Source organism: Aeromonas sp. R7-2 (genome assembly GCF_040908105.1).
Classification (GTDB): Bacteria; Pseudomonadota; Gammaproteobacteria; order Enterobacterales; family Aeromonadaceae; genus Aeromonas; species Aeromonas caviae.
The window spans coordinates 1-12,295 of the sequence record NZ_JBFODC010000020.1; the positions used below are offsets into that span (position 1 = coordinate 1).

The following is a 12,295-nucleotide window of genomic DNA, read 5'->3' on the forward strand; positions in this document are numbered from 1 at the left end:
GACTCCGTCGGTGTGTAGCGCAGCCAGGTAGCGCATCTGCATGGGGTGTAGAGGGTCGGAGGTTCGAATCCTCTCACACCGACCAAATTCCCCGAAAATAGCCCAGTCAAACGACTGGGCTATTTTTTTGCCTGCACGCCCGACGCTTGCCTCTTTTTCCTCTCGCCTCCCCCGTTCATCGGGTCGCCGCTTTTTATTGGCATGAATTTTATACAGAACCACTTGAAGCTTTCATAAAGTGCCGCTAGGATACGCAACTTTTCCGCCGGCCATAAAAACAGGGAGGTGGACACTAGGGTGATGGAATCACCGACCGGCTTGCAATCAATGAGGCAAGCATCCATGACCCAAGCTGTTGACTCCCAGCCCGTTCAGCCCCTGATCTCCCCCACGCCCTCCGAGCTCGATTCCGCAGAGCACGGGTTTGGCAGTTCAGTGCACCTCGATGTGATCGATCTCGCCGCCCCGGATGAAGATTACTGAGACGAGCCCGTGCCATAGTGCGGTTCAAGACGCCGGTTTTGCTGTCCGGCACCGCCCTTGACCCCGGCCAACAGACCGCCACCGCAAATAACGACAAAATGCCAGTTTTCCTTCAAAAATCAGTTTAATTGACCATCTTCGCGCCCCAACCTCCCTCTCCTTCATGGACACGCCTTGATACAAACCTACGTTATTGCTCGTCATTTCCCTCTCTCCTGTTCGCCTTCGCCATTTTGACCCAATCTGACATTTTAGTTTTAAACACCAGTTCACTACCCGGTCACTTCATAGCCCCCATGCAGGCTGAATTGAACGAAGGCATTTCATACAGCTGTTTTTGCAAAGCTTGGAGTAATGTCGGGATTTGTTTTTGCATTTGTAATTTTATTACGTAATTAATTACATTTTTAACCCATCCCCTCTACCGAAATCCTCCCCCCTGCCGCCCCGGCGACCCAAGAGCATAACCATCTGCAAAGAGCTTTTACACTAATCACATAAATCCATTTAAAACAGCATCTTAACTATCATCAAAAAACACCCGTTTTAAAAATCAAGTTGACGAATCCGCCATTATTTTGCACCTTATGAATCGTGTTACCCCGCTGTTACGGGGAGTTTGAAAGAAAGGGATATAGACGTTAGTCGTAGTTAATAAATTCAAAATGTAACTTTTGGAGGAGTACCCACTATGTCGGCACCGGCCCAGACCATCAGCAGCACCCGCCTGCGCATTCAAGGCGAGATGCTTCCCGATTACGCGCAGATCCTGACGCCGGATGCGGTGGCCCTGGTGTCCGAACTGGTGGAACGTTTCGCTCCCCAACGCAACGAGCTGCTGAAGCAGCGAGTCGCACGCCAGGCCCGTATCGATGGCGGCGAGTTGCCGGACTTCCTGCCAGAGACCGCCCATATTCGCGATGGTGAGTGGACGGTGCGCGGCATTCCCGCCGATCTGCAGGACCGCCGTGTGGAGATCACCGGCCCGGTCGAGCGCAAAATGGTGATCAATGCCCTCAACGCCAACGTCAAGGTCTTCATGGCCGACTTCGAGGACTCCCTGGCCCCGGCCTGGAACAAGGTGATCGAGGGCCAGATCAACCTGCGCGATGCGGTCAACGGCACCATTGCCTACCAGAGCCCGGAGGGGAAGGCTTATACCTTGAATCCAAATCCGGCCGTGCTCATCTGCCGGGTTCGCGGTCTGCATCTGCCGGAGAAGCACGTCACCTTTGATGGTGCCCCCATTCCCGGCGGCCTGTTCGACTTCGCCCTCTATTTCCTGCACAACCACAAGGCGTTGCTGGCCAAGGGCTCCGGTCCCTACTTCTACGTACCCAAGCTGCAGAGCCATCTGGAAGGGCGCTGGTGGAGCGAGGTGTTCGCCTGGACCGAGGACAAATTCGGTCTGCCCCGCGGTACCATCAAGGCCACCGTGCTCATCGAAACCCTGCCGGCGGTATTCGAGATGGACGAGCTGCTCTATCAGATGAAGGATCACATCGTCGCCCTCAACTGCGGTCGCTGGGACTACATCTTCAGCTATATCAAAACCTTGAAAAACCACCCGGATCGCGTCCTGCCGGATCGTCAGGTGGTGACCATGGACAAGCCGTTCCTCTCTGCCTATTCGCGACTCCTTATCAAGACCTGCCACAAACGCGGCGCGCTGGCGATGGGGGGCATGGCCGCCTTTATTCCGGCCAAGGACGCGGCAGTCAACGAACAGGTGTTTGCCAAGGTGCACGCAGACAAGCAGCGCGAGGCCGACAACGGCCACGATGGCACCTGGGTCGCCCACCCCGGTCTGGCCGATACCGCCATGGCGGTGTTCAACGCCACCATTCCGGTGGGTGCCCAGAACCAGATCGGCGTGCTGCGCGAGCAGGATGCCCCCATCACGGCCGCCGACCTGCTGGCCCCCTGTGAGGGTGATCGCACCGAGGCGGGCATGCGCACCAATATCCGCGTCGCCCTGCAATACCTGGAAGCCTGGATCAACGGCAATGGCTGCGTGCCCATCTACGGACTGATGGAAGATGCCGCCACCGCCGAGATCTCCCGCACCTCCATCTGGCAGTGGATCCGCCACGGCAAGACCCTCTCCAACGGTCAGGCAGTGACCAAGGCGCTGTTCCGCCAGATGCTGGCCGAGGAGCAGGAGGTGGTCAGAGGCGAAGTGGGCGAGGCCCGCTGGCAATCGGGCCGTTTCGCCGAGGCAAGCGCCCTGATGGACGAGATCACCTGCGCCGACACACTCATCGATTTTCTGACGCTGCCCGGCTACGAGCGGCTGTGAGACCCGGGCCGGTAACGGCCCCCATAACAAGTCAATGGAAACGTGAAATCAATGAAAGAGGGAACTGATATGGCACTGACCCGTGAGCAACAGATCCAGGCTATCGAGAAAGACTGGGCAGAAAACCCCCGCTGGAAAGGGATCAAGCGCGGCTACAGCGCCGAGGACGTGGTGAACCTGCGTGGCAGCCTGCAGCCGACACACACTCTGGCCCAACGCGGCGCCGACAAACTGTGGGAGCTGATCCACGGCGGCGCCAAGAAAGGCTATGTAAACTGCCTCGGCGCCCTGACCGGCGGCCAGGCGGTGCAGCAGGCCAAGGCCGGCATCGAAGCCATCTATCTCTCCGGCTGGCAGGTGGCGGCGGACAACAACCTCTCCTCCACCATGTACCCGGATCAGTCCCTCTACCCGGCCAACTCCGTCCCCTCCGTGGTGGAGCGCATCAACAACTCCTTCGCCCGGGCCGACCAGATCCAGTGGGCCAACAAGGTTGGACCAGAGGACAAGGGCTTCATCGACTACTTCCTGCCCATCGTGGCGGATGCGGAAGCCGGTTTCGGCGGCGTGCTGAACGCCTTCGAGCTGATGAAGGGGATGATTGAAGCGGGCGCCGCCGGCGTGCACTTCGAAGATCAGCTCGCGTCCGTGAAAAAGTGCGGCCACATGGGCGGCAAGGTACTGGTCCCGAGCCAGGAAGCGGTGCAAAAGCTCATCGCAGCGCGTCTGGCAGCCGACGTCTGCGGCACCACCACCCTGGTGATCGCCCGTACCGACGCCAACGCGGCAGACCTGCTGACCACGGATGCCGACCCCTACGATGCCGGCTTCCTGACCGGTGAGCGCACCAGCGAGGGCTTCTACAAGGTGCAGGCCGGCATCGAGCAGGCCATCTCCCGCGGCCTGGCCTACGCCCCTTACGCCGACATGGTGTGGTGCGAGACCGCCAAGCCCGATCTGGACGAGGCGCGTAAATTTGCCGAGGCCATCAAGGCCCAGTACCCGGACAAGATCCTGGCCTACAACTGCTCCCCGAGCTTCAACTGGAAGAAGAACCTGGACGATGCCACCATCGCCCGCTTCCAGCAGGAGCTCTCCGACATGGGCTACAAGTACCAGTTCATCACCCTGGCGGGTATCCACAACATGTGGTTCCACATGTACGAGCTGGCCTACCAGTACGCCCGTGGCGAGGGAATGAAGCACTATGTCGAGATGGTGCAGCAGCCCGAGTTCGCCGCTGCCGAACGTGGCTACACCTTCGTGGCACACCAGCAGGAAGTGGGTACGGGTTACTTCGACAAGGTGACCACCGTCATTCAGGGCGGCCAGTCCTCGGTGACCGCGCTGACCGGCTCCACCGAAGAAGATCAGTTCCACTGATAGCTGTGTAATGCTCGCAAACAAACCCCGGCCAAGTCCCGGGGTTTGTCGTTATGGGGCTTAGAACCTATCCCAGTAGGCGTAATCGTTGAAGGCAGTTTGAACACGGACAGCGCGCAGAAACCGGAGCGTACTGTAGTACGTGAGGATTTCGAGCACTGCCCAGGTTCAAAATGGCGAATAAGATAGCCTAATGGGATAGGTTTTCAGAGCTCGAGTATCTCTTTGACAAAGGGAATGGTCAGCTTGCGCTTGGCACGGAAGGAGGCGTTGTCGAGACGATTGAGGGTGGCAAGCAGGGTGCGCATGTCGCGGGAGAGGCGGTTGAGCAGGAAACGGCCCACGTCGATGGGCAGCTTGAAACCCCGCAGCTCGGCGCGCAGTTGCAGGGCGCTGAGTTTGCCCTCGTCGTCCAGCTCGTCGAGGTGAAAGCTCACTCCCCAGTCGAGACGGGACGCGAGATCCGGCAGTTGCAGCCCCAGCTTGCGTGGCGCGCTGCAGCCGGTAACGATGAGTGTCCCCTCCCCCTTCTCCTTCCAGCGATTGTAGAAGTCGAACAGGGCCCGCTCCCACAGGGCGTTGCCGGCGATCGCCTCCAGGCTGTCGAGACAGACCAGGGGCAGGCTCTCCAAGGCATCGAGCATGCTGGGGTCAAGCTGTTCGAATTGATCGAGGGAGAGATAGGCCGCCGCCGCGTCGCGGGCGTTGACCTCGGCGCAGGTGGCATGGAGCAGATGGGAGCGGCCCGACCCCTTGGCTCCCCAGAAATAGAGGAAGGGCGAGCCCTGACCGATGGCCGCATTCTTGAGGGCGGTGATCAGATGGGCGTTGTTGCCGGGATAAAAACTGACGAAGGTTTCATCATCCGGTAGTTGTACGGCTAAAGACAGTTGGGCCGGTTGCTTCACTCGTTGGGCTTTGACTGTGATATTTGCGGGCAAGTGTATCACCAGCGGGGCAGATAGAGAACCGCCCGGACCATGCCGGGCGGTCAGGATCCTTCCCCGGGATCAGGGCTGCGACCATTGATAGCGCAGGCCGCTCTCGTTGTCTTCCACCTGATGCAGGCGGCTCTCCAGTTGCAACCCCCTCACCAGCTCGGCCTTGTCCCCCTGCAGCGAGAGGTTGAAGGTCACCTTGTCCCCTTCCAGCTTGCCGATGGCCACCTTGGTGACACTGGCCATCCCCTGCAGCAGCTTCTGGATCTGGATCATGCCATCGATATCGGACAGCCCCTCCACCACCAGGGTCTGGCTGGAGGCGACACCGGAGAGACGGGTACCGTACTGCTGCACCAACCAACCGGCCAGGGCATCGGCAAAGCCCTTTGCCACCTCGGCCTGGGTACCTGAACCCGAGCCCTTGGTCAGCTCGGTCAGCTCTCCTGCCTGCGCCCCCGGCTTGGACCCATAAAGACCCCAATCGATGCTCCAGACCTCCCCCTCCGGGCTCAGTTTGCCGAGCACCACCATTTCGGCGCCGTAACGCTGGCTTGCCTTGAGCACGGGATCGGCAAAGCGGCCCCAGACATCGGTGGCATTGACCGCCATGTTGTCATCCAAGTCCATCAGCGGGAGACTGACCGGCAGCCCCATGGCCTGGGTCTGGGCACGCAGCGCCTCGGACCAGCCATCGCCGGACTGATCCGGCAGAATGCGCCGCTCCCCTTCGTCGACCACCAGCCAGATGGCAACCTGCGGCCGCACCGGGCCAAGCAGGGCAAACTTGCTCTGGCCGACCAGGGCGTTCACCTTGGCCACATTGAAATCCGCCTTGAGAAACTTGACCGACCCGATGTCCTGATAGCTGTATTGCTGCACGTAATCCGCCGGCGCCGCCAGGGCCTTCACCACATCCGGCTGGGTGAGGATATCGCGCTTGCCCGTCACCTTGACGAGCACATCCCCCAGCGCCTGGGACTGGGCGGCCGTCATGTCGCCACTGGTGGGAGCCTTGCCCTGATAGAGGTCGGTTACCTGGGCGGCCGACACCACGAGTGGCAGACAGCAGCAGAGGAGAGTCGCTAAGCGTTTCAGCATAAAGAAGATTCTCGAAATGGGGGATGGTGCTTATGGTAGCGGCAAGGCGCGCATGGCAGCAAGCAAAGGGGGGAGAAACAGCGGAGCCGGCAGGGTGCCGGCTCCGTTTGCGCGCCTTGGGCGCGGCGATGGGGTGATGCTTACTTGGTGCCGAAGATCTTGTCGCCAGCATCCCCCAGACCCGGGACGATATAGCCCTTCTCGTTCAGCCCCTGGTCGATGGAGGCACAGAACAGCTCCACGTCCGGGTGAGCGGCTTCCAGCGCCTTGATGCCTTCCGGCGCGGCAACCAGCACCAGCACCTTGATGGACTGGCAACCTTTCTTCTTGAGCAGATCGATGGTGGCGATCATGGAGCCGCCGGTGGCCAGCATGGGGTCGATGACCAGGGCCAGACGCTCTTCGATGTTGCTGACGATCTTCTCGAAGTAGGGGACAGGCTGCAGGGTCTCTTCATCGCGATAGATACCGACCACGCTGACGCGGGCGCTCGGCATGTGCTCAAGCACGCCGTCCATCATGCCAAGACCAGCGCGCAAGATGGGCACGACGGTGACCTTCTTGCCCTTGATCTGGTCGACTTCCACAGGGCCGTTCCAGCCATCGATGGTCACTTTTTCGGTTTCGAAGTCAGAGGTCGCTTCGTAGGTCAACAAACTGCCCACTTCCTTGGCCAGTTCACGGAAACGCTTGGTGCTGATGTCGCCTTCGCGCATCAGGCCGATCTTGTGCTTGACCAGGGGGTGTTTGACTTCAACGACTTTCATTATTATCTCCTCTAACCGGCGCCAAAAAAATCGCGGAATCATACAACAAAAGCCACGGCTTGTAGAGCTTTTCGATTCAAAAACGCGCAAACGATTTTCTTTCTGGTTTTTCGTGCCCGCTGGTAGAATACGCCCCGAATTTTACCCTCCACTTCTTTATATGACGGGGAATACGCGTGACTGACAAAACCTCACTGAGCTACAAGGATGCTGGCGTAGATATCGATGCCGGCAATGCACTGGTTGAACGTATCAAGGGCGTGTCAAAACGCACTCGTCGTCCTGAAGTCCTTGGTGGTCTTGGCGGCTTTGGGGCCCTGTGTCAAATCCCTGCTGGCTACAAGGAACCGGTACTGGTCTCCGGTACCGACGGGGTGGGCACCAAGCTGCGTCTGGCCATCGACCTGAAGAAGCACGACACCGTGGGGATCGACTTGGTCGCCATGTGCGTCAATGACCTCATCGTGCAGGGCGCCGAGCCCCTCTTCTTCCTCGACTACTATGCCACCGGCAAACTGGACGTGGACACTGCCGCTGCCGTGGTCACCGGCATCGGCGCCGGCTGCGAACAGTCCGGCTGTGCCCTGGTCGGCGGTGAAACTGCCGAAATGCCTGGCATGTATGAAGGGGAAGATTACGACATCGCCGGTTTCTGCGTCGGCGTGGTGGAAAAGAGCGAGATCATCGACGGCAGCAAGGTTGGCGAAGGGGATGCCCTGATCGCCCTGGCCGCCAGCGGTCCCCACTCCAACGGCTTCTCCCTCATTCGCAAGATCCTGGAAGTCTCCAAGGCCGACGTGCAGCAACCGCTGGGTGACACCACCCTGGCCAACGCCCTGCTGGAGCCGACCCGCATCTATGTGAAGCCCGTGCTCAAGCTCATCAAGGAGTGCGAGATCCACGCCCTGTCCCACATCACTGGCGGCGGCTTCTGGGAGAACATCCCGCGCGTGCTGCCCGCCAATACCCAGGCGGTCATCGACGAGCAGAGCTGGCAGTGGCCGGCGGTGTTCAGCTGGCTGCAACAGGCAGGCAACGTCACCCGCCACGAGATGTATCGCACCTTCAACTGCGGCGTCGGCATGATCATCGCCCTGCCGGCGGATCAGCTGGACAAGGCATTGGCCCTGCTCAAGGCCGAAGGCGAGAACGCCTGGCACATCGGCCACATCGCCAAGGCGGCCGATGGTGAGGAGCAGGTCATCATTCAATGAATGATCGGATCAACGGCCAGATGACCTCCTCTATGAAACGCATCCTCGTCCTCATCTCAGGCAGCGGCAGCAACCTGCAGGCCATCCTCGATGGCTGTGCCAGCGGCAAGATTGCCGGTCAGGTGGTCGGCGTCATCAGCAACAAGGCTGATGCCTATGGCCTGGTGCGTGCCAGGGAAGCCGGGGTGGCAACCGCCATCCTGGCCCAGCAGCAGTTCGCCAGCCGGGAGGAGTATGATGCCGCCCTGCTGGCCCTGATGGCGGATTATCAGCCGGATCTGGTGGTGCTGGCCGGCTTTATGCGGATCCTGAGCGCCGACCTCGTGCGCCACTTCGCGGGGAGGATGATCAACATCCACCCCTCGTTGCTGCCGAAATACCAGGGTCTGCACACCCACCAGCGCGCCATCGAGGCCGGTGATGACGAGCACGGCGCCAGCGTCCACTTCGTCACCGAAGAGCTCGACGGCGGCCCGGTTATCCTCCAGGCACGGGTCCCCATCTTCGAAGGGGACAGTGCAGACGAGGTCGCCGCCCGGGTCCAGGTGCAGGAGCACAGCATCTACCCCCTGGTGGTGCAGTGGTTCTGCGAAGGGCGCTTGCAGATGCGAGAAGGGTCTGCCTGCCTCGATGGCAAGCAGCTTGGCCTGGCAGGCTATGCCAGCGAGTAACCGCGAGCAGCAGTAAGACACCACAAGGGAGGCTCAGGCCTCCCTTGTCATTTCTATCGACCAGCGCAATGGCTGTCATCACGTCCGATGACGCCGCTGCGCGGCTAATCGGCCCTACACCGGATTGTCGATATCGATAAAGGTCACCTCCAACCCGTGTACGGTGGCGAGCCACTCTCCCAGCGCCTTGACGCCGTAGCGCTCGGTGGCGTGATGGCCTGCGGCGTAGAAGTGCATGCCCATCTCGCGGGCGGTGTGGATGGTCTGCTCGGAGGCTTCGCCGGAGATGAAGGCATCGATGCCCTGCTCCGCCGCCAGGCTGATGTAGCTCTGGCCACCGCCGGTGCACCAGGCCACGGAGCGGATGAGCTCGGGACCACTGTCACCACAATGAAGCGGCTCGCGACCGAGACGCTCGGCAATCAGCTTGGCAAAATCGCTGCCGCTCATGGGCTCCTCCAGCTTGCCCACCATGGCCACGCTCTTGCTGTTCCAGGGTTCGAGACCGCGACGCACCTTGATGCCGAGCAGCCTGGCAAGCTGGGCGTTGTTCCCCACCTCGGGGTGCACGTCCAGCGGCAGGTGGTAGGCAAACAGGTTGATGTCGTGGGTCAAGAGGGTCTTGAGACGACGCTGCTTCATGCCGGTGATCTGGGCCGGCTCGCCGCTCCAGAAGTAGCCGTGATGAACCAGGATGGCATCGGCCCCGGCGGCCACGGCGGCATCGATGAGAGCCTGGCTGGCGGTGACGCCGGTCACCACCTTGCGAATGCGCTCGCGCCCCTCCACCTGCAGGCCGTTGGGGCAGTAATCCTTGATGGCATGAGGTTCGAGCAGGTGGTTGAGCAGGCTTTCCAGTTTACGATGAGAGATCATGGGGGTCTCCTAGCTGGGCTCCCCACGCACTGTGCGGGGAGCCGGATTCCGATCGTCAGGGCCCATGATAATCGAGCCGGACCGGCAAGGCCATGCGCCTGTCAGGCCTAGGCGGGCAGCTCGATGCCGGCGTCACGCATCTGGGCCAGCTTGTAGCGCAGGGTGCGCGGGCTGATGCCGAGCTTGTCGGCCACCGCTTTGCGACTGCCGTTGCACTCCTGCAGGGTGTCCAGAATGATCTGGTGCTCCTGCTGCTTGAGTTCGCCGCCAAGCCCCTCCCCTGACAGCCGCTCAAGCGGCCGCACCAGGGTCTCGTCCGTCTCTTCCAGGATCAGGTGCTCACAGTCGATGAGGCCGTCTGGGCAGAGGATCAGGGCGCGCTGCACCACGTTGTCGAGCTCGCGCACGTTGCCGGGCCAGGGGTGCGCCATCAGACGCTCTCGGGCGCCCTCTGCAAGCTGCGGCGTCGGCAGCCCCATCTGGCTGGCATGCAGCGCCAGCAGATGCTCCGCCAGGGGAAGAATGTCCCCCGGGCGCTCCCAGAGCGCCGTCCAGCGCAGGGGGAAGACGTTGAGGCGGTAGTAGAGATCTTCGCGGAACAGCCCGTCCTGCACCGCTTTTTTCAGATCCCGGTTGCTGGTGGCAATGACCCTCACATCCAGGGGGATCATCTTGCGGCTGCCGAGCCGCTCCACCTCTTTCTCCTGCAAGACCCGCAGCAGCTTGGCCTGCAGTCCCAGATCCATCTCGGTGATCTCGTCGAGCAGCAGGGTTCCTCCCTGAGCCTGCTCGAACTTGCCAGGGCACCCCTGCACCGCACCGGTGAAGGCGCCCTTCTCGTAGCCAAACAGAGTCGCTTCCAGCATGTTCTCCGGAATGGCGGCGCAGTTGATGGCGACGAAGGCCTGCTCTGCCCGGCTGGAGTGGTCGTGAATGTAGCGAGCCAGCACTTCCTTGCCCGTCCCGCTCGGTCCGGTCACCATGACGGTGGCTTCGCTTCTGGCCACCCGGGTCGCCAGCTGGAACAGCTCCGCAGTCCTGGGGTCCCCGTACACTACGGCACGCTTCTCCACCTTCTGGGCCGGCACATAACGGCTGACCTGGTTGAGCAGCACCTCGGGGGAGAAGGGCTTGGCCAGATAGTCGATCGCCCCCTCGCGCATGGCGCGCACCGCCCCGTCGATGTTGGCGTAGGCAGTCATCAGGAGCACAGGCACCTGGGGATATTGCTGGCGGATGTTGGCGAGCAGGGTCAGACCATCCATGCCCCCCATCTGGATGTCGGAGATCACCATGTCAAAGCGCTGACGGGACAGGGCAAGCAGGGCCCGCTCGCCGCTGTCCACCTCGCGGCACTCATAGCCACCGAGCAGCAGGGTATCCACCAGCGCCTCGCGCAGGCCGTTGTCATCTTCCACCACCAGAATGCGAGCCTGGGTCATGCCACACCTCCTACAACCAACATGGCCTTGTCGAGAATCATCTTCACCGGCGCTCCGGCTTTTGCGCGCCTCATGCCACTCCCCCCAACTGAACCTGTTGCTGATGCAGGTGGAAGGACAGGGTAAAACAGGTGCCCTCGCCAGGGACCGAGGCCACGCTTACCTCCCCCTGATGGGCTCGTACCACCGACTGCACCACCGCAAGACCGAGGCCCGTGCCTTGGGATCGGGTGGTAAAGAAGGGTTCGAAGATCTGGTTGAGCAGGGAGGGGGCCATCCCCTTGCCGTTGTCGATGACCCGCATCTCCACCCGGTTGCCGCTGCGCACAGCGCTCACCAGGAGCGAATCGGCGCCTGCCTGCCGGGCATTGGCGATGAGGTTGTTGATGGCCCCCGCCAGGGCACTGCTGTTGGCAAGCAGATAGAGGTCGGGCTCAGGGGCCTCCAGATGCAAGGCGCAGCCCTGCTGCTGGCAGAAGGCTTCGGCCCCCGCCTGCACTTCCGCCAGCAAGCCCTGCACCGAGAGGGGCGCCACCACCTGGTTGTCGCCATTGCGGGCAAACAGCAGGATGTCGTTGATCTGCTTCTCGAGATCCTGCAGGCGCGCCATCAATTTTTGCTGGAACTGGCTGCGGGATTCAGGCTTGAGGGTGCGGTTGGCCAGGTTGGCCGCATAGAGCATGGCGGCGGAGAGCGGGGTGCGGATCTGGTGCGCCAGGGAAGCCGCCATGTTGCCAAGGGCGGAGAGACGCTTCATGTGGTTGACCCTGTCCTGCAACTGGCGGGTCTCGGTCAAGTCGGTAATGAACACCAGTTGGCCCGGCTGATCCAGCAGCGGCTGAGTCGACAGCTGGACCCGGCGGCCGTCGCGCAAGGAGATCTCGTGACCGTCATCCTCACGGGGTTCGAAGCAGCGGGCGATGATCTGGCGCCAGGAAAGGCCTTCCAGTGGCTCTCCCAGCAGCGCCAGGGCGGCAGGGTTTGCGCGGGTGATCAGCCCCTCGCCATCGAGCAGCAGCACGCCGGTCGGCAGCGCCGTGAAGATGGCGTAAAGCTGACTCACTTCATGTGACTGGAGGGGGGCATCCTGCTGCAAGATTGTCATAAAGCTGACCTCAAAC

Annotated in this window: 11 protein-coding genes and 1 tRNA gene; 6 read left to right on the top strand and 6 right to left on the bottom strand. The window is 61.3% G+C overall.

Going from position 1 to position 12,295, the window contains the following annotated elements:
* The first annotated feature begins 8 nt into the window (after nucleotides 1–8).
* The 4 genes from AB5Y47_RS05380 to aceA all read left to right on the top strand — a co-directional run bounded on the left by AB5Y47_RS05380 (nucleotide 9) and on the right by aceA (nucleotide 4,165).
* A tRNA-Pro gene (locus tag AB5Y47_RS05380) sits at nucleotides 9–85 on the top strand.
* Nucleotides 86–342: 257 nt separating this feature from the next.
* Nucleotides 343–483 carry a hypothetical protein gene (locus tag AB5Y47_RS05385; RefSeq protein WP_010675269.1) on the top strand — a complete coding sequence of 47 codons (141 nt, stop codon included), beginning with the start codon at nucleotides 343–345 and terminating at the stop codon, nucleotides 481–483.
* A gap of 691 nt (nucleotides 484–1,174) precedes the next feature.
* Entirely contained in the window at nucleotides 1,175–2,782 is a 1,608-nt protein-coding gene (gene aceB / locus AB5Y47_RS05390) for a malate synthase A (RefSeq protein ID WP_368219992.1), read from the top strand.
* 69 nt (nucleotides 2,783–2,851) lie between these two features.
* Nucleotides 2,852–4,165, top strand: a complete 1,314-nt coding sequence (gene aceA / locus AB5Y47_RS05395; protein WP_010675271.1) for an isocitrate lyase — start codon at nucleotides 2,852–2,854, stop codon at nucleotides 4,163–4,165.
* Between the two features lie 206 nt (nucleotides 4,166–4,371).
* Here the strand turns inward: aceA and hda are convergent, their stop codons facing one another.
* The 3 genes from hda to upp all read right to left on the bottom strand — a co-directional run bounded on the left by hda (nucleotide 4,372) and on the right by upp (nucleotide 6,971).
* A complete protein-coding gene (gene hda / locus AB5Y47_RS05400; protein ID WP_010675272.1) occupies nucleotides 4,372–5,073 on the bottom strand; it encodes a DnaA inactivator Hda in 702 nt (233 codons plus the stop codon).
* A gap of 102 nt (nucleotides 5,074–5,175) precedes the next feature.
* Nucleotides 5,176–6,204: a DUF2066 domain-containing protein gene (locus AB5Y47_RS05405; protein WP_368219993.1), complete on the bottom strand. Its 1,029-nt coding sequence runs from the start codon at nucleotides 6,202–6,204 to the stop codon at nucleotides 5,176–5,178.
* A gap of 140 nt (nucleotides 6,205–6,344) precedes the next feature.
* A complete protein-coding gene (upp, locus tag AB5Y47_RS05410) occupies nucleotides 6,345–6,971 on the bottom strand; it encodes a uracil phosphoribosyltransferase (protein WP_005302745.1) in 627 nt (208 codons plus the stop codon).
* Nucleotides 6,972–7,147: 176 nt separating this feature from the next.
* Here upp and purM point away from each other — a divergent pair, with 176 nt between their 5' ends.
* Nucleotides 7,148–8,185 (top strand): phosphoribosylformylglycinamidine cyclo-ligase, encoded by a 1,038-nt coding sequence (gene purM, locus AB5Y47_RS05415; protein WP_010675274.1) that lies wholly within the window; start codon nucleotides 7,148–7,150, stop codon nucleotides 8,183–8,185.
* A gap of 32 nt (nucleotides 8,186–8,217) precedes the next feature.
* Nucleotides 8,218–8,856 (top strand): phosphoribosylglycinamide formyltransferase, encoded by a 639-nt coding sequence (purN, locus tag AB5Y47_RS05420; protein ID WP_319892240.1) that lies wholly within the window; start codon nucleotides 8,218–8,220, stop codon nucleotides 8,854–8,856.
* Between the two features lie 114 nt (nucleotides 8,857–8,970).
* Here the strand turns inward: purN and AB5Y47_RS05425 are convergent, their stop codons facing one another.
* From AB5Y47_RS05425 to AB5Y47_RS05435, 3 genes are all read right to left on the bottom strand, one after another.
* Nucleotides 8,971–9,732, bottom strand: coding sequence for a Nif3-like dinuclear metal center hexameric protein (locus tag AB5Y47_RS05425; RefSeq protein WP_368219994.1), 762 nt, complete (start codon nucleotides 9,730–9,732; stop codon nucleotides 8,971–8,973).
* A gap of 107 nt (nucleotides 9,733–9,839) precedes the next feature.
* Nucleotides 9,840–11,174, bottom strand: a complete 1,335-nt coding sequence (locus AB5Y47_RS05430) for a sigma-54 dependent transcriptional regulator (protein ID WP_041214874.1) — start codon at nucleotides 11,172–11,174, stop codon at nucleotides 9,840–9,842.
* 70 nt (nucleotides 11,175–11,244) lie between these two features.
* A complete protein-coding gene (locus AB5Y47_RS05435) occupies nucleotides 11,245–12,279 on the bottom strand; it encodes a PAS domain-containing sensor histidine kinase (protein WP_368219995.1) in 1,035 nt (344 codons plus the stop codon).
* Nucleotides 12,280–12,295: the final 16 nt, after the last annotated feature.